This window comes from Arthrobacter sp. NPDC056691 (genome assembly GCF_042791415.1).
In the GTDB taxonomy this organism is placed as follows: domain Bacteria; phylum Actinomycetota; class Actinomycetes; order Actinomycetales; family Micrococcaceae; genus Arthrobacter.
On sequence record NZ_JBHTXX010000031.1, the window covers coordinates 54,294 to 74,717 of the forward strand.

Sequence of the window (20,424 nt, forward strand, 5' to 3'; positions counted from 1 at the left end):
CCCGCTGAAGCACGGGATTCCGTGTGACTTCCCCTCCACAGGCCCGCCCCCGCGCACTTCTCCACATGGACGACGCCGGCCGTTCCGTTGTTGTCGGTCCGCACCGTAGCGTCGTGGGCAGGAATCGAGGAAGGGGCCAGGCGCCGGGGCGCCGGACCGCAGGGATGGGGGTACCCGAATGAGCGCCAGCGTCACAGGCATGAGCGCCATCATCACGGCGGGGAGCGTCACGGCGGCGGACGCCGCGGCATGCTCGTCGCGCAGTTTCGAAGTCCAGCTGTTGGCCGGGCGGGTGGAGGCCTGCGCGGAACAGGTCGATGCCGTGTGTGCCAGGCTCTCGCAGCTCCAGCTCATGGACTGGCAGTCACCTGCCGGTCAGGCCTACCGGTCCAGCCTCCGGGTGCAGGCAATGGCTCTCTCCGGGGCACGCGAAGGAGTGCTTGGCGCCGCCCTCGCGCTGCGGCGGCACTCCGTCCATGTCGCGGAGTCCGCCCTTACGGCTGCCGGAGGTTACTGATGGCCGAGGCCGCGCCGGGTGGCAGCGGCGGCCAGCTTCGTCCCGTCGAGCCGGTCTCCGACGGTGTGCTTTCCGTGCGCGGCGGAGTGGGCGGGATCTCCTTCCAGCTCGAGGAACTGGATACGGGGGCGCGGGAGCTGGACGCGCTCGCCCGGGATCTGGCGGCTGTCGAGCTGGGTATCTACAGGGTCTGGGAGTCGCTGGGAAGCTACCAGCGGGACGATCCGTCCAGCGGTGCCGAGGCCCTGGCCGCTGTCTGGGAGGGGCGGCGCTCTGTGGCGTCGGTGCGGGAGGAGATGGACCGCCTGGCCGGCGGTGTGCGGGCCTGCCAGCTCGAGTACAGCGCGGCCGAGACGGCGAACCTGCTCATCACCCAGCTCCACTGGGACGCATCCTGGTTGTGGGGACGGCAGGTGGTTGACCTTGGCCTGGCCCGGGACTGGCGGGACTGGCGCCCCAACACGGCCAGCACCGAGGCCATCGCATCGAGTGACCCCGTGGTGGCCGGCACCATCCTGGCAGCGCTCCTGGGAGTGCGGCAGAGCCCGGTGGACGCCGCCGTAAAGATGGCGCTCGCGTCCGGCATGGCGGGGTCGAGTGTCCCGATCCTTGCCCGGACGCTGCTGGACCGCGTCCTGCCGGGGTTGCAGCCGCGGCCGGTCAGGGCCCTCAAGGAGGGCTCCGCGGACATCGACCTGGACGCGTCCCCTGCAGGTCTTCTTGCCCGGGCAGGAGAGGTGGAGGACGCCGGTCCCGGCCAGATCGAGGTCATCCAGACAACCAGCGGGGGACGGGACGCGTTCATCGTGATCATTCCGGGAACCCAGCCCGGCAACACCGGCGGGCCCAACCCCTTCGATGAAGCCGGCATCGGCGAAGCTTTGGGATACGGGTCCGAGTACACGGCCGGGGCCATCCGGGCGGCCCTGCGCGAGGCCGGGGCAGAGGCCGGGGACCAGGTGGTGGCTGTGGGCTACAGCCAGGGCGGTATCCATGCGATGAATCTGAGCCAGGACAAGGCCTTCCTTGCCGAGTACAACCTCAAATACGTGCTGACCGCGGGATCGCCGGTGGGCGCAATATCTCCGGGGCCGGGCGTCAGCAGCCTGCATCTGGAGCACCGGCAGGACTGGGTTCCGGGGAGCGAGGGCCTTCCCAATCCGGACACCAGGGACCGGGTGACGGTGACGCTCAACGGTCTGGTCAGGACACCTCCCGGGGAGGACGCCGGCCTCGGTCCCGGGCACAGGCTCACCAACTACGAGGCCGGGGCCCGGGCAGTCGCTGCGAGCCCCGATCCTTCGCTGGCGGCGTCCACCGCCGCGCTCGCCGGTGTGGTGGGCGCGGGGGGAACGGCCAAGGCCACCCGGTTTCAGCTGGTCCGCGCGCCAAAGCCGCCCGTGCCCGCACGGCAGCTGCCGGTGCCCGGCCCGGGCCGGATCGTTCTTCCAGGCCAGTCTCCTCAGCCGGAATCCCGTGCAGAACCCCGCACGGTGTCTGGCGGCGGCGCCGCCGGAGTCAGCGGTGGCGGGCGCCGGGGAGCCGGTCTGCCACGAGCGAAATGACGGTGATGATGATGGCGGCCAGCACGGCGGTCCAGAAGAACGAATCGATCGTAAAGTGCACCGGCGTGTAGCTGCTGATCCAGGAGGTGAGGTAGAGCATCGCGGCGTTGATCACCACAGTGAACAGGCCCAGCGTCAGGATGGTGATGGGCAGGGAGAGAAAGCTGACCACCGGGCGCACAAACGCATTGACCAGGCCGAATATCAGCCCGATGAACAGGTACGCGAGGACAATGCCGGCAGCGTCGGTTCCCTGGTTCACCCCGGTCTTGGCAACAGCTTCCGTGGTGGCTGTGGTGGAGATGTCCAGGCCCGGCAGAAGCCAGCTGGCAATCCACAGCGCCAGTCCGTTAATGATCACGCGCATGATGAAAGACCGCATGCGCCCATGCTGTCACACCGCAAGGTCTGGCAGGCAGTCAGGGGCATAGGCTAGGTGGCATGACTTCATCAGAGACTATGGCGGGGGGCCTGAGGCCCCGACCGGTGGTTGACCGGCTGCCCCGCTACGCTGCCGGCAAGCCGCCCGTCGCTGTCGACGGCCTTGCAAGCTACAAATTGTCGTCCAATGAGAACCCGCTGCCGCCCATCCCGGCCGTGGTGGAGGCCATCGCCGCCCAGACCGACTTCAACCGCTACCCCGACCCCCTCAGCACCAGGCTTCGCGCCGCGCTCGCCGGGTTCCTCGACGTCCCGGCCGAGGACATCGTCACCGGTGCCGGCAGCCTCGGCGCCCTCACCCAGCTGCTGACCACGTTCGCCGGCCAGAACGACGACGGCAAGCCGGACGAGGTGATCTACGCGTGGCGGTCCTTCGAGGCCTATCCCATCTGCGTTGGGCTGGCCGGGGCTGAGAGCGTCCGAATCCCCCTGATGGCTGACGGGCGCCACGACCTCGACGCCATGGCCGCAGCCGTGACCGTCCGAACCAGGGTGATCCTGCTGTGCACTCCCAACAACCCCACTGGCCCCATCCTGACCGCCGAGGAAACCGAGTGCTTCATCAAGGCTGTTCCTTCGGATGTTGTGGTGGTCATCGATGAGGCCTATCAGGAGTTCGTCCGCGCTGAAGACGCCGTGGACGGCATCCGGATGTACCGCAAGTACCCCAATGTGGTGGTGCTCAGGACGTTCTCCAAGGCGCACGGCCTCGCCGGCCTGCGGGTCGGCTACAGCGTGTCCCAGCCCCAGCTCACCCAGCACCTGCGCGTCGCCGCCACCCCGTTCGCGGTCTCGCAGATCGCCGAAAAGGCGGCGGTGGTGTCCCTGCAGAATTTTGACCAGGTTGTAGAAAGGGTACAAAGCCTGGTGGAGGAGCGGGACCGGGTGACAGCAGGTCTCCGGGACCTCGGCTGGTTCGTTCCGGACGCGCAGGGGAACTTTGTCTGGCTCGGTTTGGGCGAGGACAGCGCAGAGTTTGCCCGGCTCGCCGGGGAGCGGGCGCTGTCCGTGCGGGCCTTCGGAAACGAAGGCGTCCGGGTCAGCATCGGCGAGGTGGAAGCGAATACGCGATTCCTGGAACTCTGTGCGGTCTACACAAAACCGCCACGCCGTTCCTAGCGCTTAACAAACAGCCGGCGCTACCTACGCCGGATAAAGTAAGGAACAGTAAGCCAAAATATATATGCCTCGCCGGGAATGCATTCCCCGCGAGGCATATATCCCAGCGACATTGCAACGCATCCGGATGCGGCAGGCAAGGAGACGGTATGGGCGCAACACATCTGCCCTCCACCGAGTTCGATGGAACGGAACTGGACGACCAGCTCGAGGCGCAGGCCGAGGCTGCCCTGGGCGTGCCCCCGGCTGAAATGGTCCAGCTTCTGGGTCCCGACGGCACACTGGGCACGGATTCCGTGTTCTCCGAGTACGCCGCGCGTCTCGATGCCGAAAAGCTCCGCGGTTTTTACGCGGACATGGCGGCCATCCGACGCTTCGACCAGGAAGCCACGGCCCTGCAGCGGCAGGGGCAGCTGGCCCTGTGGGTTCCGCTGACGGGCCAGGAAGCAGCCCAGATCGGATCCGGCCGGGCCAGCCAGCCGCAGGACTACATCTTCCCCACCTACCGCGAGCACGGCGTTGCCCTGACCCGCAACGTGGACCTGGCCGAACTGCTGAAGCAGTTCCGCGGCGTCTCCAACGGCGGCTGGAACCCGAAGGACACCAACTTCCACCTGTACACGCTGGTGCTGGCTGCGCAGACGCCGCACGCCGTCGGCTATGCCATGGGCATTCAGCGCGACCAGCGGCTGGCAGAGGCCCGGAAGCTGGACGGCGCCCAGGGCGTCGACGGTCCAGCCGAGCCGAAGGCCGCCGTCATGGTCTACTTCGGCGACGGTGCGAGCTCCGAGGGCGACGTCCACGAGTCCATGGTCTTTGCCTCCTCGTACAACGCCCCGGTGGTCTTCTTCTGCCAGAACAACCACTGGGCCATCTCCGTGCCCACTGCCGTGCAGACCCGCATCCCGCTCGCCAACCGCGCCAAGGGCTACGGCTTCCCGGGCATCCGCGTGGACGGCAACGACGTCATCGCGGTCCACGCCGTCACCGAATGGGCGCTCGAGCACGCACGCCAGGGCAACGGCCCGGTCCTGATTGAGGCCTTCACCTACCGCGTGGGCGCCCACACCACAGCCGACGATCCCACGAAGTACCGCGAGTCCTCGGAGGAGGCCCTGTGGCGCGAAAAGGACCCGCTGGACCGCCTGGAGAAGTACCTCCGCGCCGAGGGCATGGCCGACGACGCGTTCTTCGCCGGCCTTGCCGCCGAGGGCGACGAACTCGCCGCCTACATCCGCAAGTCCACCTACGCGTCGGACGCCCCGGACATCAGGACGGCCTTCGCCAACACCTACGTCGAGGCGCATCCGCTCGTGGCCGAGGAACTGGCGTGGTTCGAAGAGTACAGCGCAGGCTTTGCCGGCGAGGACGAGGGAGAAGGGGCAGGCCGCCGATGACCACCATGACCATTGCCAAGGCCATCAACGAAGGCCTGCGCGCCACGCTTAGCAACAACCCCAAGTCCCTCCTCATGGGCGAGGACATCGGCCCCCTCGGCGGCGTGTACCGCGTCACCGACGGCCTGATCGGCGAATTCGGGGCCGACCGCGTGGTGGACACCCCGCTCGCAGAATCCGGCATCATCGGCACCGCGATCGGCCTGGCGCTGCGCGGCTACCTGCCCGTCGCCGAGATCCAGTTCGACGGTTTCGTCTTCCCCGGCTTCAACCAGATCACCACCCAGCTGGCCAAAATGCACTCGCGCAGCAACGGCAACCTCACCGTGCCCGTTGTCATCCGCATCCCCTACGGCGGCGGCATCGGCTCCATCGAGCACCACTCGGAATCGCCCGAGGCACTGTTCGCGCATACCCCCGGGCTGCGCATCATCACCCCGTCCAACCCCCACGACGCCTACTGGATGATCCAGCAGGCCGTCAACTGCCAGGACCCGGTAATCGTCTTCGAACCGAAGCGCCGCTACTGGCTCAAGGGCGAGGTCGACACCGAATCTGCCGGCCCGGCCGAAGACCCGTTCAAGGCCCACGTGGTCCGGGAGGGAACCGACGCCACCGTGGTGGTCTACGGCCCGCTCGTCCCCGTGGCCCTCGCCGCCGCCAACGCCGCGGCCGAGGACGGCCGCAGCATCGAAGTGATCGACCTGCGCTCCATCTCGCCGATCGATTTCGACGCCATCGAGGCCTCCGTCAAGAAGACGGGCCGGCTGGTCGTGGCGCACGAGGCACCCACCTTCGGCGGCATCGGCGGCGAAATCGCTGCCCGCATCAGCGAACGGGCCTTCCTGTCGCTGGAGGCGCCGGTCATCCGGGTAGGGGGCTTCCATATGCCGTACCCCGTGGCCAAGATCGAAGAGGACTACCTCCCGGACATCGACCGCATCCTTGAGGCGCTGGACCGCACCTTCGCGTACTGACGCCGTGGCGCACCGGCGCCTGCTGACTCTTTCGCCTACCGCCTCCGCACACCTCCCGGAGCGCCCGAGCTTTCGAACCCGAGGATCCCATGACGCTTAACAAGTTCAACCTCCCCGACGTCGGTGAGGGCCTGACCGAGGCAGAGATCGTTTCCTGGAAGGTCAAGCCCGGCGACGAGGTGGCCATCAACGACGTCCTGTGCGAGATCGAGACGGCCAAGTCCCTCGTGGAGCTCCCGTCACCGTTCGCCGGTACCGTCACCGAACTGCTGGTCCCGGAAGGGGCTACGGTCGACGTCGGAACTGCCATCATCAGCGTCTCTGACGCCATGCACGGCGACCCCACGCCGGCCGACGCGCCCGCGCCGATGTACGGAAAACTCCCGGTGGACGCCGAGCCCGCCGCCAGCGAAAAGTCCGACGGCGGAGCTGCCGCCGGCGGCCTTGCCGCCGGTCCGCTGGTTGGTTCGGGGCCGAAGGCCGACGCCGTGAAGCGGCGCCCGCGCCTGACGCGGTCCGCTATTCCCGCGGACCCAGTCCACGGCGCTCCGGAGGTCGAGCCGGTGCAGCCGCATTCTATGGGGGACGTGCTGGACGAGTCGGTTTCGGCTGGCGCAACCGACGGCGGGACCGCAGCCAACGGTGCCGACAAGCCGACCTTGGGCGGAGCAATCTCCGGCCTCATGAACAGGGTCCTGGCCAAGCCGCCGGTGCGCAAGATCGCCCGCGACCTGGGGATTGACCTGGCAGACGTTGTGGCCACGGGTGCGCGCGGCGAGGTGACGCGCGAGGACCTGGTCAGCTACCAGGCGCAGCGCGATGCGGAAGTGGACAAGGCGGACACCTTCTGGGGCGCCTCCGGCCGTCCGCAGGAGCAGCGGGTTGAGCGGATCCCGGTCAAGGGCGTCCGGAAGGCCACCGCGAAGGCCATGGTGGAGTCGGCGTTCTCCGCGCCGCACGTGAGCATCTTCGTGGACGTGGATGCCAGCCGGACCATGGAGTTCGTCAAGCGGCTCAAGGCCTCGCGTGACTTTGAGGGCATCAAGGTCTCCCCGCTGCTGATCCTTGCGAAGGCCGTCATCTGGGCGGCGGCCCGGAACCCGAGCGTTAACGCCACCTGGGTGGACAACCCTGACGGCAGCGACTCCGCCGAGATCCATGTCAAGCACTTCATGAACCTGGGCATTGCCGCGGCCACGCCGCGCGGGCTGATGGTCCCGAACATCAAGAACGCCCAGGACCTGTCCCTCAAGGAACTGGCGCTGGCCCTGAACGAGCTCGCCACCACGGCGCGGGCCGGCAAGACCCAGCCGGCGCAGATGCAGGGCGGTACGCTGACCGTCACTAACATCGGCGCCCTCGGCATCGACACAGGAACCCCCATCATCAACCCCGGTGAGGTGGCCATCGTGGCGTTCGGCACCATCAAGCAGAAGCCGTGGGTCCTGGACGGTGAGGTCATCCCGCGCTGGATTACCACGCTTGGCGGATCCTTCGATCACCGCGTCGTGGACGGCGACCTTTCCGCCCGCTTCATGGCCGACGTCGCTGCCATCCTGGAAGAGCCGGCTCTGCTGCTCGACTGACCCGCCCTGCTCGACGGACAGGCCCGGGAGGGGTACCCTCCGGGGAAAGGGGGATGGACCGGACAGGCAGGGACGGGGTTCCCATGAGTGAGGATCGCGGGATCGTCAGCATCCGCGTGAAAAACCGCGTGGCCCGGATCATCACGGAAGCCCTTCAGCCGCCCATCACAGTGGCGCTGCTGCTGCTCCTCAGCCCGGCCATGGAACCCGGCTTTCCGGGTACCGTCTGGTTCGGTGCGGTGGCGGTACTGTTTGTGTGCGTACTGCCGCTGGCCGCCGTCGTTCTCCTGGTGCGGCTGGGCAAGGTGACGGACCACCACGTCAGCGACCGCAAACAACGCGCGCCGGTGCTCGCCATGTCGGTGGTGTCCCTGCTCGCAGGGCTGGCAGTGCTCCTGGCCATCAACGCCCCGTACAGCGTCATTGTGGTGGTGCTGGCGATAGTGGGAGGCGTGGTGGTGCTCGCCGTCATCAGCCTGTTCTGGAAAATCAGCGGCCACGCCGGGGCCATCGCGCTTACGACGGTCATCTCGGTGCTGATCCTAGGCGTCCAGTGGCTTCCGTTGCTGCTGCTGGTTCCCGCTGTCGGCTGGTCCCGGGTGGTGCTGCGGGCCCACACGGTGGCGCAGGTTGTTGCCGGTGCCCTGGTGGGCGGCGGTGTCACCGCGGGCCTTTGGTGGCTGCTGCGCGAGCTGCTGGTCCGGATCGGCTGATGCCCGGAACCGGGCGCCCCTAAGTGACGCCGGAGGCTGGCTCAGTAAGCGGCGTAGGAGTTGGCCAGCAGTTGGGCCATGGCCGGATCGCCGGACATGCCTGCCATGCTTACGGCGGCGGCCAGCATGATGCCACTCACGGCGGCAATGCCGCTGCTCACCAGCGTGAGGAACTTCCAGTCTTCGCGCAGGACGCTCTTCAGAGTGTCCGGCAGCTGCAGGTCGGGGGAGATGAGGTTCGGGGCGCTGTCCACGGAGCCGTCGTCGAGGAGGGCGATCACGCGGCCGGCGGAGCGGTCAACGCGCATGGCGCTGATGTGGTTGCCGTGGCGGGCAAGAAGGATGTCGTGGCCGACGAGGTGGCGACGCTGGAGAGTAAGCACAGTGTTCCCCTGAAAGGTAGATTTGGAATTGTCCGCACCATCGGGGGCAACTCCAATTTTATCTTTCAGGGCATGCCGGATCGCCGGAAAACGGGGTGAGACTGCCCACCAGCCCGGGTGATCCGCGTCAAGTCAGTCTGGACAGTGCCTGCCGGCTCCGGCTAGTCGGCGCCGTAGGTGTTCGCGATATAGACGTCGCAGGACGCGCTGTGGGCCACGCTGTTCGCCACGCTGCCCAGCACCCGCCCCAGCCCCTGCATGCGGCGGTTTCCCACCACGATCATGCTCGCCTCGAGGCGGTCCGCCTCCCTGACCAGGGCTTCGGCGGGTTTGCCCCGCGCGGAGGAATACGTGATCTCGAAGTCGCCGCCCGCCAGCGCGGTCGCCACGTCCCGGGCCACCTTTTCAGCATCGTCAGCGGACGACACGATCCACCTGTCGCTACCGCTGCCGAAGACTTCGGTCCGGTCGGTGTCGAACGCGGACACGACGTGGAGCCCGGCGCCCAGCGCCGCAGCCAGATCCCGCGCCACCTCCGCTGCCTTGCGTGCGGTACCGCTTCCGTCCACACCAACAACAATCGTTCCCGCCATGGCCGAATCTCCTTTGAATAGCCTGATGTTCCGTTCGCTGCCCAGCTTAGGCCAACGCGTCTATGGCGTCCTGCAGTACCGGCGCCAGGCGCCGCACGCCCTCCGCGATGGCCTCCGGCGGAACGGCGCTGAACGCCAGGCGGAGCTTGTTCGACGGCGCGTCCGAGTGGGTGAAGGCTGCGCCGGGAATGAAGACGACGCCGGCACTGATCGCCTTGCGGAGCAAAGGATAGGTGTCCACGCCCTCGGGCAGTGTCACCCAGACGAAGAATCCGCCCTGCGGCCGGGTCCAGCTGAGCCCCTCAGGCATGTCCTTCTCCAGTGCCGCCAGCATCGCGTGGCAGCGCTCGGCATACAGCCCGCGGTACGTTTCGATCTGGCCCTTCCAGTCGTAGTCCCGAAGGTAGGCCGAGACGAGCATCTGGTTCAACGTGGGCGGGCAGAGCGTCACTGCCTCGGAGGCCAGGTAGTAGCGGCGCTGGAGGTGGGCGGGAACGAGGGCCCAGCCGATGCGCAGTCCCGGGGCAAAGATCTTCGAGAACGAGCCCATGTAGATGACGTCGTCGGGGTTGCCTGCCCGCAGCGGCGCCAGAGGCGCGCCGTCGAACCGCAGCAGGCCGTACGGGTTGTCCTCAAGCACCAGAATGTTGGCGCGGCGGCAGATGTCCACGATCTGCTGCCGCCGGTCCTGTGCCAGGGTGATGCCCGACGGGTTGTTGAAGTTGGGGATGGTGTAGAGGAACTTGATGTTTTTCCCGGCGGTCTGGAGCGCCGCGATCCGGGCCTCGAGAAGCTCAGGCACCAGCCCGTCGTCGTCCATGGGAACCGCCTCCACCTGGACCTGGTAGGCCTCGAACGTGTTCAGCGCACCCACGTAGGTGGGTTCCTCCACGAGGACCACGTCGCCGGGGTCGCAGAACACCTTGGTGGCCACATCCTGGGCGGACTGCGAGCCCGCCGTGATCACCACGTTCTCCGGCCGGGCATCCAGGATCCCTTCGGCGGCCATGACCTCGCAGATCTGCGTGCGGAGTTCCTCGGTGCCCTGGCCCCCGCCGTACTGGAGCGCCGTGAGGCCGTCCTCGGCGATGATCCGTGCGGCCGTGTGGGCGAGCTTTTCGAGGGGCAGGGACTGCAGGTAGGGGCTGCCGCCGGCCAGCGAGACCAGGCCCGGCCGCATGGAGATGTCGAAAACATCCCGGACCGCCGACTGCTTGATGTTCGCGGCGCGCTCGGAGAAGAGTTCGTCGTGGCGGTGGGCTGATGTCGCGGCCCGCTCGATGGCGTCGATGGCTTCGGCGGGGAGGACGGCTGCGGCGGCGGCGAGTGTCTCGTGGGTCACAATCCCAGAGTACAGCCATTGGTTGCTGATTAGGCAACATCTGTTGACTTGTTTCGGATGCGATTCTGAACTGAGCCTGCGGACGCCTTTACCTTCGGCAGGACAAGGCATGGAATGGAGCCATGACGTCACTCGAGCCCACGCCTTCACCGTCCCGGCCCGCGCAGTCCCAGTCCGCCCAGGCAGACGCCTTCCGCCAGATGCACGCCGGCGGTGCCGTTCCGCTGGTGCTCGTGAACGTGTGGGATGCCGCCTCCGCCGTGCTTGTGGAGAACGCCGGGGCGCGGGCGATTGCCACCTCAAGTTCGGCCATCTCGTGGAGCCTCGGGTTTCCGGACGGCAGCCACGTGCCGCCGGAACTGGCCTTTGACGCACTCCGCAGGATTGCCGCGGCCACGAGCATCCCGGTCACGGCTGATATTGAAGCCGGGTATGCCGGTGCTGACGGCGCTTTCGACGACGGCCGGCTCCGGCAGACTGTCGCGGCGGTGCTGGCGGCCGGGGCCGTGGGTGTGAACATCGAGGACTCCGGCGGAGCCTCCCTCACAGCCGTGGACGAGCAGGCCCGCAGGATCAGTCTGGTCCGCGGCATCGCGGCGGAGGCCGGGGTGCCCCTCTTCATCAATGCCCGGACGGACACGTACCTTTCCGGGCAGTCCGGGGACTCTGCCTTCGGGGAGACGCTGGCGCGGGCCGAGGGCTACCTTGCCGCGGGGGCCGACGGAATTTTCGTGCCGGGCGTGACGGACCTCCACATCCTGCATGAGCTCAGCAGGCGGATACCGGCGCCGCTGAATGCCCTTGCCGGCGTCGGATCGGCGTCAGTGGGCGAACTGCACGACGCCGGTGTGCGGCGGGTCAGCATCGGCGGCAATGCCGCGAAGGCGGCGTACGCAACAGTTTCCCGCGTGGCCGCCGAAATCCTCGGCGACGGCAACTGGTCCGGACTTGCCGGTTCGCCGAGCCATGCTGAGATGGATGCCCTGTTCGCCGCGGAGGCGGGCTCTCCCGGGAGGCCGGGCGCCCAGCGTTCGTAAGTTAGCCCAGCGTTCGTAAGTTAGCGGAGGCCGAGGACCTGGTCCAGGGGCACGCCGCTGACGTAGATTTCCGCGCGGACGGCATTGGCGGCCGTGACGGCTGTGTGCGTGAGCTGAGCTTCAATCCGCGGAAGATCGCACACGCCGCCGGGCTGCACCGCGCCGGTCAGGTTCACCACCACGGTGGTGCCGTCGAGGTAGCCCGACACGTACTGGAGCGAGGACGCCGACAGCGCGTTGTACAGGCCGCTCGCAGGCGGTGCGCCCGGACCGGACAGGAGCCTGCTCATGGCGGCCTGCAGCGGCTCGGTGATGGAGGAATCGGCATTGTGCACGGCCACCAGGCTGTCATTGCAACCGAAGCGCACGCCGGACCTGCCGCCGTCGTCGATCGCAACGTAGTACACCGCGGTGCCGGCGCCGGAAGCTTCACCGGTGCCGGTCCCCGGCAGGGAGGCCCCGGGTACGGAGCCAGATGTCGTGGGGCCCGGCGAGGCCGGGCCGGCCGCGGCTCCGGAGGCGGGCGCCGGTTGCTGTCCGGCTCCGCCCGGAAGCTGGGCTTGCGTGTCCGCAGCGGTGCCTGCCCCGAGTCCGCCGGACGGAAACCCGCCCGGCCCTGAACCACCGGCAGCAGTTTGGCTGCCGGCAATCTGGGCGCCCGGGTTAGGGCCCCCGGAGGCAGGCGGAGCTGACGCCGGAGGAGCGGTTTCGGAAGCCGCGGCCGCTGTTCCCTGACCAGCAACGCCCGAACCGGAAGCACCCTCGCCGGAAGCGCCCAGGCCGGATCCGGAAGCGGTGGGCGCGCCGGCGCCCTCGGGCGGACTCACGGGAGGAGCCGGGCGGGGTTCGGGTGCGGCCGCAGGGGCGGGCCCGGCGTCGTACGCGTTTTGGAGGGAAGCGCAGGAGCCTAGCCACAAGGGCAGTGTCAGGCAAATGGCGGCGACCGCCGTCGCCAGCGGTCTGGCTCCCCAGCTTGACTTCATGACTGCACCGCACTCCCTGCCCCGGCACGTCCCGTACATCAACGTTACGGCGGGGCGGCGGGGCGGGGAACGGTGCCCGGGTGTCAGTTTGGCCGCAGCTCAGTCACGGATTGGTTGCAGCCTTTCCCGGCCGTCCGGCCGGGCGCAGGGCGCGGAAGCGCGCACGCCCCCAGCCGCTGTGAACTGGTCCGCTGTGAACTGGTCCGCTGTGAACTGGTCCGCGTGCCGGAGGCGTGCGAAGGGGAGGTGCCGCTTAGGCAGCTGCGCCGGCGGGCTCGACGGCGGCAAGGGTGACGAAGAGTTCCTTGATCTGCTCAACGACCTCGGCGTCGTCCTTCGGGTGGGTTTCGGCGAAGCGGACCATGGAGCCGGGGACGGCGAGCTTGGCGTCCTCCAGGACGCGGGCGCCGGCGATGCCGACAGCCTTGCGGGCCTCGTCCTGCGCCCAGACGCCGCCGAACTGGCCAAAGGCGGTGCCGACGACGGCGGTGGGCTTGCCGGCGAGGGCGCCAGCGCCGAACGGGCGGGACAGCCAGTCGATGGCGTTCTTCAGCGAGGCGGGCATGGTGCCGTTGTGCTCCGGGGTGACCAGCAGCAGGGCGTCAGCCTGGCCGGCCGCCTCGCGCAGGGCGGTGGCGGCTGCCGGGACCTGGCCTTCGACGTCGATGTCCTCGTTGTAGAAGGGGATGTTGCCCAGGCTCTCGTGGATCACGATCTCGAGGCCTTCCGGGGCGTTCAGCTGGATGGCTTCGGCAAGCTTGCGGTTGTGGGAGTCGGCGCGGAGGCTTCCCACCAGGGCGAGTACGGTGCTCTTGGACATGTGAACTCCTTAGGTCTTGCCGCGGAACGCTCCGTGGCGAGTGGTTCTTGGAGGCGTTTGGTGCCTTCACCCAGACTAAACGGACTACGGTCCGGATATTATTCCCGGGGCTAGAATGCTTGGTGTGAGCCTCATCCCAATCCGCTCCGGGTCCTCATCCGGCCAAGGGCCCTCGCCCGGGCCCTCATCGGGCCCCGGAGCGGAACGCAGCGATGCTGCCCGGAACCGGGAGTTGCTCCTGTGTGCTGCCCGGCAGCTGGTGGAGGAGTGCGGCGCCGACGGCGTGACCATGGACAAGCTGGCGGAGCGCGCAGGCGTCGGCAAGGGCACCGTGTTCCGCCGGTTCGGCAGCCGGGCCGGCCTCATGATGACCCTGCTCAGCGACGCCGAGGCCGACTTCCAGGGCCGCTTCATGTTCGGGCCGCCGCCGCTTGGCCCCGGGGCGCCGCCGCGGGAACGACTGATCGCCTTCGGTGCCGAACGCATCCGCTACGTCCTGGAATTCGGTGAGCTCGCGAGGGCCGCCCAGGCGTCCCTGCACAACAGGTTCGAGGCCCCCGCGGCGGTGCTGTGGCACCGGCACATCGAGTATTTGCTGCGCTCGGCGGGCTTTGACGCAGACCCTTGGCTGATGGCCATGTCCCTCAGCGCAACCCTCGACCCCGAACGGCTGCTGCATGCCGTCCGCGTGCAGCACGTTTCGCCGGAGCGGCTGGAGGAATCCTGGCGCGAGCTGGTCAGCCGCGTCGTCGGGGGTGTGGCGGGGTAGCGTGGCACCATGAGCACCGATTCCTCCACCCCCGCTACCCCGATCCGCACCGCCGTGGTGGGCTTCGGCCTGTCCGGCCGGGTTTTCCATGCGCCGCTGATCGCGGCGGACCCCAGCTACTCGCTGGACGTGATCGCCACCTCCGACTCAGCCCGGCAGGCTGCCGCCGTCGAGCAGTACCCCGGCGTGAAAACAGTGCCCGACGGCGATGCCGTCCTTGCGCTGGCCCCTGACCTGGACCTCGTGGTGCTGGGAACTCCTCCGGCCACCCACTATCCGTTGGCGAAGGCTGCGCTGGAGGCCGGGCTCGACGTCGTGGTCGACAAGCCGTTCGCCGTGACGAGCACGCAGGGGCAGGAGCTGATCGCACTCGCAGAGCGGCTGGGGCGGGTGCTGACAGTGTTCCAGAACCGGCGCTGGGACGGGGACTACCTCACGGTCAAGGCCCTGCTGAAGGACGGAGTGCTGGGTGAGGTGACGCGGTTCGAATCACGCTTTGAACGGTGGTCGCCCGAGGTTTCCAAAGCCTGGAAAGCGGACGCGACGGCGGCCGACGGGGGCGGTGTCCTGTTCGACCTCGGCACCCACCTCCTGGACCAGTCGCTGCAGCTCTTCGGCCCGGCAACAGTGGTCCACGCCGAGCTTCTTGCCCGGCGGCCGGGCGAAAAGACGGATGATGACTGCTTTGTGGTGCTGCGGCACGGGAACGGCGTGCTTAGCCATCACTGGATGAACATGCTCTGCGCCCAGCAGGGCCCCCGCTACCGGGTCCTCGGCGCCGGCGGAGGGTATACGAAGCACGGCGTGGACCCGCAGGAGCCGTATATTGTGGCCGGCGGGAGCCCGCTGGATGCCGAGTACGGTGTGGAGGCCGCCGAATGGGCCGGGCAGCTGGGCCGCGACGGGCACCTTGACCGGCTGCCCACGGAGCGCGGGAACTATCCCGAGTTCTACCGGATCCTCGCGGCCAAGATCTCCGACGGCGGCGCCGCCTCGGCCCTGCCCGTCCCGGTAGACCCGGCCGGCCCCGTCGAAGTCCTCAAACTCATAGAAAAAGCGCGCGAACTGGCCTCTGCTTAAAGAGAACGCCGCCGGTTGAGCTTGTCGAAACCAAGCTCAACCAGCGGCGTTCTCAGCCGGCGGAACCGTTAGGCCGAGACCAGCTCGTGCCAGTCGGCCACCAGGGGCAGGTTGTGTGCCTCGGAGACGGAGTGGTGCGCCACGTGGCCTCCGGCAATGTTCAGGCCGGCGGCGAGGGCCGGGTCCTTCTCGAAGGCGGCCTTTACGCCGAGGTTTGCCAGGGCAACGCCGTAGCGGAGCGTGACGTTGGTCAGCGCGTAGGTGGAGGTGTTCGGGACGGCGCCGGGCATGTTGGCCACGCAGTAGAAGATCGTGTTGTGGACCTTGTACGTGGGTTCCTGGTGCGTGGTGGGGTGCGTGTCCTCGAAGCAGCCGCCCTGGTCCACGGCGATGTCCACGAGCACCGAGCCGGGCTTCATCCGGGCCACGAGCTCGTTGGTCACCAGCTTGGGGGCCTTGGCGCCTGGGATCAGGACGGACCCGATCACGAGGTCGGCGTCCACCACGGACTTCTCGATCTCGTACTTGTTGGATGCCACGGTTTTGAGCCGGCCCTGGTACTGGGCGTCGAGTTCGCGCAGCCGGTTGATGTTGATGTCCAGGATGGTGACGTCGGCGCCGAGGCCCAGAGCCATGGCTGCAGCGTTGGTGCCCGCGACGCCGGCGCCGAGGACCACCACCTTGGCGGGGCGGACGCCCGGAACGCCGCCGAGCAACACGCCCTTGCCGCCGGCGGGCGCCATGAGGGAGGTCGCGCCGACCTGGACGGACAGGCGGCCGGCCACCTCGGACATCGGGGCCAGCAGCGGCAGGGTCCGGCCTTCCTGGACGGTCTCGTAGGCGATGGCGGTGACGCCGGAGTTGAGGAGCTCCTGGGTCAGTTCGGGCTCGGCGGCCAGGTGCAGGTAGGTGAAGAGGATCAGGCCCTTGCGGAAGCGGTGGTACTCGGCCTTGATGGGTTCCTTGACCTTCATCACCATGTCCGCGCGGGACCAGACCTCATCGGCGTCTGCGATGATTTCAGCGCCCGCGATGGAGTATTCCTCGTCCGTGATGCCGGAACCCAGGCCCGCACCGCGCTCCACCAGGACCGTGTGGCCGTGGGTGCGGAATTCGTGGACGCCGGCTGCTGTGATGGCGACGCGGAATTCGTTGTTCTTGATCTCTTTGGGGACACCGATGATCATTTTTTGGGCTCCAGATTCGATGGCTGCAAGGCCGGAATGTGTGGGTGAAGTTGTGATTCCAGAATAGATCCGGCTGTGAGGCGCGCTACAGGAAGCGATCGCCTCCGCCGCAGCTAATCCGCGTGTTTCCGGGGTTTTCCAGCGCCGCAGCTCGACTAATGTCGACCGCCGGGGCGTCAGGTGTCGCCTGATGTCCGTTCGCCCAAGATGCCCCGGGGGACGTAGTCTGGCAGCATGCAGCAGGATGTGGAACAGCTCGTGGAGCGGGTGGCCCTCAAGCTGGGCCGCGGGCTTTCCCTGGAGGACCTCGACGGCCTTTTGCTTGCCTACAGCTCCAACCAGTCGCACGCGGACCGGGTGCGGGTGAACTTCCTGCTGAGCAAGCGGGTGCCGCTGGACGTCAAAAACTGGCAGCTCTCGCACGGCATCGCCACGGCGGTGCGGCCCGTGGTGGTGCCCGCCAACGAGGAGCTGGGGATGCTCGGGCGCGTCTGCGTCCCGCTTCTGGTCCGCGGGTTCCGGGTGGGCTACCTGTGGGTCCAGCTGGATGTGGAGGACCAAAGCGCGACGGCGATCCTCGCCGAACTGCCCGGCGTCCGGGACGAGCTGGATGTGCTCTCCGGACTGCTGCTGGACTCCAACACCGCTGAGTCCGAGTTCCGGCGCAGCCGCGAACGGGAGTTCCTGGCCGCCTGCGCCGGGGAAGCCAATGCGGTTGCTGCCGTGGCGGGCTGGAAGGAAGTCCAGGACCGCGGGCCCTGGCAGCTGGTGACGGTCCTTGATGCCGACGGCTGGATGGCCGGCCCGGATCCGATCGCCTCAACGCTCATCCACCGCGCCGCGGCGCTGCAGGCCACCATCGGCGTGGACGCGGTCCTGTTCAGCGCAGGCGCGGAAACGCACTCGGTGGTTCTCTTCCGGGAGTCCACGGGGCGCGCCAGCCAGGCCCAGGTTCTGGTGCACTACCAGTTGGAGCTCGCCAAGCGGTCCGGCCGGTCCGTGGAGCGGATCATTCTGGGGACCAGTGAGGGATTCGGCCGCATCAAAGACCTGGCCGAGGCGTACCGGCAGTCCAAGGTGGCCGCCCTGGCGGCAGCGGTTGATCCGCGGCTCGGCGAGCTGGTGGACTGCCGCGCCACGGGCGTTTACCAGCTCCTGGCATCAGCCGGCGGCGGGGCAGGGGTCTGGAGCGATGCAAGTTCGGTTAATTTCCGGGCCCTTGAGGACCATGACAGGAACGGGGAGCTGCTGCCCGTGCTGGAGCTGCTCTACGACAATGACGGTTCTGTCCAGGATGTTGCCGAAAAACTGCACCTGCACCGCAGCAGCATCTACAACCGGCTGGGCCGCATCCGTCAGCTGCTGGGCGTCGATCCGCTCAAGGGGATGGTGCGGCTGGAACTGCACGCGGCCCTGAAAGCGCGGCGCTGGGCGTCAAGGCCAAGAATCTGAGGCGGCTACGCGGCGTTGCCTTCACCACTGGGCAACTGCTCGGTGGTCCGCTCGGCAGGACGCTCCGCGGCACGCTCCGGCGCGACGCCGTCGGGAAGGCGTTGCGGGAGCCCCTGGAGCGGGGTGCGGAACTTGGCGACACGGCTCTGGACCCACAGGGATACTGCCACGAAGACCACACAGCTGGAGGTAAAAACGGCGGTGTTGTTCAGGCCCATGACGATTCCCAGGGCAGCCGCCACACCCATTGCGACGACGCCCGCCACGATGTGCAACCCCCTGAATCTCACCACGAATAAAGAGTAACCCTGCGCGCCAGCCGGAAGTCCTGCTTCCGGGGGATCGTTGCTTGATCCTTATCACCCCGTCATTTTCGGCGAGGAAACCTAGTCCCGGAGGGTGATCAGCTTCCAGGGCAGGCGCGTGGGGTTGGCCGGCGAAACGTCCACTGAGACGTCCGCCCGTGCCACGTCCTCCTCCAGGAACAGGGTTCCGGTGGCGATGCGTGCATTGTTGGACGCGATGACGCGGCCGTTCGGCCCCAGCAGCACCACCACCGGCTCGCGGAGCTGAAGGGCGCGGAGGAAGATCCCCTCAAGGTTCGCGAGGGTCAGGTCGCATCCCAGGATCTGAATCCCCTGGGCCGTGGGCGCCGGAACACAGAGCGTGATGATGTTGACGTTGATGCCGCCGAAGTCAACGTACGGTCCAACGGCCACGGGCTGCCCGCTGGCGGTCGGAATGGTGAACCAGTCGCGGGACGTGTAGTCGTAGTAGTTCAGCGAGTCCGGGTTGAGGTCGTGGGTGACGAAACGGGGTACGCCAGTCCGCTGCGTCCGCCACCATTCCAGCCAGTGGGTTGCCTCCCGGAGACTTCCAGGAGCGTACGCGATGCCGGCTCCCACGATGAGGTCCGAGTGCCGCTTGATGAAGTTGGCCAGCTCCTGCTTCAAGTAAAGGAATTCGCTGCGGCGGGGTACGCCCGACGCCGCTGCCGCCGCTGCCGTGACGGTGCCCGCAATCTTTTCCAGGTCGACGAAAACGCGGCTGATGCTGGAGGAGAGCGCGGTGGCCGTCCGCTCAAGGGCTTCTTCTACGGTCTCCACGTCACGCACCTTCTTCGGGCCGCATCGTCAACCTGAGATGCTGCTCTATCAAGTATTCGGTCTCGTTGCGGCTGTGCCGCTCTGCCGCGCTGGCGGCCGCGTCAGCGTCCCGCGCCCTGATCGCATCAACGATTGCGGCGTGTTCTTCCACCGACTTGCCGTAGTTGTCGGCCTGGCCGGAGCGCCCCCACCACAGGGTCATCAGCTCAGCTTCCAGCTGAAGGGCAGCCGAGGTCAGCCTGCTGGACTGCGCGGCAATGCTGACGGCAACGTGGAACCGGCTGTCCATGCGGCGCCGCGCACGCTCATCGGCCGAGTCCCGGTGGCGCCGGGCCAGATCTTCAAGGTGCTCCACATTTTTTGGATCAGCACGGCCGGCGGCAAGCCTCGCGGACATTGACGCGATGGCAGCCCCCAGGTCGCCAAGGTCCCTGAGCGCCTCGGTGCTGGTTTCCCGAAGCTTGTCCTGCAACTGTGAATCTGTGAATTCGATCTGCCGGCGAATCACACTGCCGCCGCTGCGTCCCCGGCTGGTTTCGATCAGGCCCTTGGTCCGCAGGGCGGCCAGGGACTGCCGGAGGGTGATCGGGGAGATGCCCAGCTCCCCGGCAAGCACGGACTCCGTGGGCAGCCTGTCGCCTTCGGTGAGGATGCCCATCAGAATGGCTGTTTCGATCTGGTACGAAACCTGATCCGCCCGTCCCAGGCCCTCCGGTTCGCTACCGCGCAAGAGCAGCAGCAGGTCAAGCGCAGAGGTGGAAATTGCCGCACTTTCCATTCCCAGGCCTCCAGCAGTCCGTGGCTTTGATGTCACCGGCGTCGATCCCCCGAGGCTTCGGGCGCCAGCGCTTTTCCGATTACCTTCAATCTTTGCACGTTTAACGTTGTGGGCCACGGCACGGCCGGGCGAGGCGCTACGTTCCGCTTCCGCCGTCGGAGGTCCCGCCGTCGGAACTCACGGCGCCGGCGGCGTCCGCTGCCGCCTGCTTCTTTTTCTGCCCCTCCAGCCAGCTCATGATCGCGGCCAGCCTGATGCGGCGGTGCGTGCCGCGGTATTCCACCGGGATCTCGCCCCGGTCCGTCATGTTCCGCAGGTAGGTATGGGAGATGCCGGCCAGTTCGGCCGCCTGCGAGGTGGTCAGCATTTCCTCCACGCTGCTTACGGTCACCGCTTCGCCGCGGCTGAACCTTGACAGAAGGTCGACGACGGCGTCCCTCGCCTGCGGCGGGAGGCGGTGGACGGTGCCGTCCACGAACACGGTGATGTCAGTGCCGCCGTCGAGTGCGCGCTGCAGCGCCAGCGCGTCTTCGGCAGGAAGGGCGGGCGCCACCCTGGGAGCAATCAGAGCCATGGCAG

The 20,424-nt window shown here is 67.8% G+C and carries 22 protein-coding genes; 11 read left to right on the top strand and 11 right to left on the bottom strand.

Translation table 11 applies throughout. The features are described 5' to 3' along the window. The first annotated feature begins 178 nt into the window (after positions 1-178). Positions 179-517 carry a hypothetical protein gene (locus ACFRAU_RS20445; RefSeq protein WP_378001249.1) on the top strand — a complete coding sequence of 113 codons (339 nt, stop codon included), beginning with the start codon at positions 179-181 and terminating at the stop codon, positions 515-517. Beyond that, positions 517-2,082, top strand: a complete 1,566-nt coding sequence (locus ACFRAU_RS20450) for a hypothetical protein (protein WP_378001250.1) — start codon at positions 517-519, stop codon at positions 2,080-2,082. The genes ACFRAU_RS20445 and ACFRAU_RS20450 overlap by 1 nt, the downstream gene beginning before the upstream one ends. Here the strand turns inward: ACFRAU_RS20450 and ACFRAU_RS20455 are convergent. Beyond that, positions 2,036-2,464: a phage holin family protein gene (locus ACFRAU_RS20455; RefSeq protein ID WP_377995722.1), complete on the bottom strand. Its 429-nt coding sequence runs from the start codon at positions 2,462-2,464 to the stop codon at positions 2,036-2,038. The two genes, ACFRAU_RS20450 and ACFRAU_RS20455, sit on opposite strands and share 47 nt — an antisense overlap. Positions 2,465-2,523: 59 nt before the next feature. Here ACFRAU_RS20455 and ACFRAU_RS20460 point away from each other — a divergent pair, with 59 nt between their 5' ends. The 5 genes from ACFRAU_RS20460 (at position 2,524) to ACFRAU_RS20480 (ending at position 8,315) form a co-directional block, all read left to right on the top strand. Continuing rightward, entirely contained in the window at positions 2,524-3,642 is a 1,119-nt protein-coding gene (locus ACFRAU_RS20460; protein WP_378001251.1) for a histidinol-phosphate transaminase, read from the top strand. Between the two features lie 149 nt (positions 3,643-3,791). Next, complete coding sequence (gene pdhA / locus ACFRAU_RS20465) at positions 3,792-5,039, top strand: pyruvate dehydrogenase (acetyl-transferring) E1 component subunit alpha (RefSeq protein ID WP_378001252.1); 1,248 nt, start codon at positions 3,792-3,794, stop codon at positions 5,037-5,039. Next, on the top strand, positions 5,036-6,016 hold the full coding sequence (locus ACFRAU_RS20470; protein WP_377995725.1) for an alpha-ketoacid dehydrogenase subunit beta: 981 nt from the start codon (positions 5,036-5,038) through the stop codon (positions 6,014-6,016). Before pdhA ends, ACFRAU_RS20470 begins: the two co-directional genes overlap by 4 nt. An 89-nt stretch (positions 6,017-6,105) precedes the next feature. Continuing rightward, a complete protein-coding gene (locus ACFRAU_RS20475) occupies positions 6,106-7,602 on the top strand; it encodes a dihydrolipoamide acetyltransferase family protein (protein WP_378001253.1) in 1,497 nt (498 codons plus the stop codon). An 83-nt stretch (positions 7,603-7,685) separates the two neighbouring features. Continuing rightward, complete coding sequence (locus ACFRAU_RS20480; protein ID WP_377995727.1) at positions 7,686-8,315, top strand: phosphatase PAP2 family protein; 630 nt, start codon at positions 7,686-7,688, stop codon at positions 8,313-8,315. A gap of 41 nt (positions 8,316-8,356) precedes the next feature. On the opposite strand, the gene ACFRAU_RS20485 is transcribed toward ACFRAU_RS20480, so the two are convergent. The 3 genes from ACFRAU_RS20485 to ACFRAU_RS20495 all read right to left on the bottom strand — a co-directional run bounded on the left by ACFRAU_RS20485 (position 8,357) and on the right by ACFRAU_RS20495 (position 10,633). Continuing rightward, positions 8,357-8,698, bottom strand: coding sequence for a hypothetical protein (locus ACFRAU_RS20485; RefSeq protein ID WP_377995728.1), 342 nt, complete (start codon positions 8,696-8,698; stop codon positions 8,357-8,359). Positions 8,699-8,859: 161 nt separating this feature from the next. Further along, on the bottom strand, positions 8,860-9,291 hold the full coding sequence (locus ACFRAU_RS20490) for a universal stress protein (RefSeq protein ID WP_378001254.1): 432 nt from the start codon (positions 9,289-9,291) through the stop codon (positions 8,860-8,862). 46 nt (positions 9,292-9,337) lie between these two features. Beyond that, positions 9,338-10,633 carry a PLP-dependent aminotransferase family protein gene (locus ACFRAU_RS20495; RefSeq protein WP_378001255.1) on the bottom strand — a complete coding sequence of 432 codons (1,296 nt, stop codon included), beginning with the start codon at positions 10,631-10,633 and terminating at the stop codon, positions 9,338-9,340. Positions 10,634-10,755: 122 nt separating this feature from the next. Here ACFRAU_RS20495 and ACFRAU_RS20500 point away from each other — a divergent pair, with 122 nt between their 5' ends. Beyond that, complete coding sequence (locus ACFRAU_RS20500; protein WP_378001256.1) at positions 10,756-11,670, top strand: isocitrate lyase/phosphoenolpyruvate mutase family protein; 915 nt, start codon at positions 10,756-10,758, stop codon at positions 11,668-11,670. A gap of 20 nt (positions 11,671-11,690) precedes the next feature. Here ACFRAU_RS20500 and ACFRAU_RS20505 read toward each other — a convergent pair whose 3' ends face one another. Together ACFRAU_RS20505 and ACFRAU_RS20510 are read right to left on the bottom strand one after the other, a co-directional pair. Beyond that, a complete protein-coding gene (locus tag ACFRAU_RS20505; RefSeq protein WP_378001257.1) occupies positions 11,691-12,497 on the bottom strand; it encodes a GerMN domain-containing protein in 807 nt (268 codons plus the stop codon). A gap of 409 nt (positions 12,498-12,906) precedes the next feature. After that, the gene (locus ACFRAU_RS20510; RefSeq protein WP_377995733.1) at positions 12,907-13,473 is read right to left on the bottom strand and encodes an NAD(P)H-dependent oxidoreductase; all 567 of its coding nucleotides are present in this window, start codon (positions 13,471-13,473) and stop codon (positions 12,907-12,909) included. Positions 13,474-13,597: 124 nt separating this feature from the next. Between ACFRAU_RS20510 and ACFRAU_RS20515 the strand changes: the two genes are divergently transcribed. Together ACFRAU_RS20515 and ACFRAU_RS20520 are read left to right on the top strand one after the other, a co-directional pair. Beyond that, on the top strand, positions 13,598-14,242 hold the full coding sequence (locus tag ACFRAU_RS20515) for a TetR/AcrR family transcriptional regulator (RefSeq protein WP_378001258.1): 645 nt from the start codon (positions 13,598-13,600) through the stop codon (positions 14,240-14,242). 9 nt (positions 14,243-14,251) lie between these two features. After that, positions 14,252-15,322, top strand: a complete 1,071-nt coding sequence (locus ACFRAU_RS20520) for a Gfo/Idh/MocA family oxidoreductase (RefSeq protein WP_377995735.1) — start codon at positions 14,252-14,254, stop codon at positions 15,320-15,322. A gap of 68 nt (positions 15,323-15,390) precedes the next feature. On the opposite strand, the gene ald is transcribed toward ACFRAU_RS20520, so the two are convergent. Next, on the bottom strand, positions 15,391-16,509 hold the full coding sequence (gene ald / locus ACFRAU_RS20525; RefSeq protein WP_377995748.1) for an alanine dehydrogenase: 1,119 nt from the start codon (positions 16,507-16,509) through the stop codon (positions 15,391-15,393). Between the two features lie 234 nt (positions 16,510-16,743). On the opposite strand from ald, the gene ACFRAU_RS20530 reads away from it, so the two are divergent. After that, on the top strand, positions 16,744-17,961 hold the full coding sequence (locus ACFRAU_RS20530; protein WP_378001259.1) for a PucR family transcriptional regulator: 1,218 nt from the start codon (positions 16,744-16,746) through the stop codon (positions 17,959-17,961). A gap of 5 nt (positions 17,962-17,966) precedes the next feature. Here ACFRAU_RS20530 and ACFRAU_RS20535 read toward each other — a convergent pair whose 3' ends face one another. From ACFRAU_RS20535 to ACFRAU_RS20550, 4 genes are all read right to left on the bottom strand, one after another. After that, positions 17,967-18,236, bottom strand: coding sequence for a hypothetical protein (locus ACFRAU_RS20535; RefSeq protein ID WP_378001260.1), 270 nt, complete (start codon positions 18,234-18,236; stop codon positions 17,967-17,969). 111 nt (positions 18,237-18,347) lie between these two features. After that, positions 18,348-19,067 (bottom strand): cache domain-containing protein, encoded by a 720-nt coding sequence (locus ACFRAU_RS20540; RefSeq protein ID WP_378001261.1) that lies wholly within the window; start codon positions 19,065-19,067, stop codon positions 18,348-18,350. A 1-nt stretch (position 19,068) separates the two neighbouring features. Further along, positions 19,069-19,845 (bottom strand): FadR/GntR family transcriptional regulator, encoded by a 777-nt coding sequence (locus ACFRAU_RS20545; RefSeq protein ID WP_378001262.1) that lies wholly within the window; start codon positions 19,843-19,845, stop codon positions 19,069-19,071. Positions 19,846-19,981: 136 nt separating this feature from the next. Next, entirely contained in the window at positions 19,982-20,419 is a 438-nt protein-coding gene (locus tag ACFRAU_RS20550; protein ID WP_378001263.1) for a helix-turn-helix domain-containing protein, read from the bottom strand. Between the last annotated feature and the right edge of the window lie 5 nt (positions 20,420-20,424).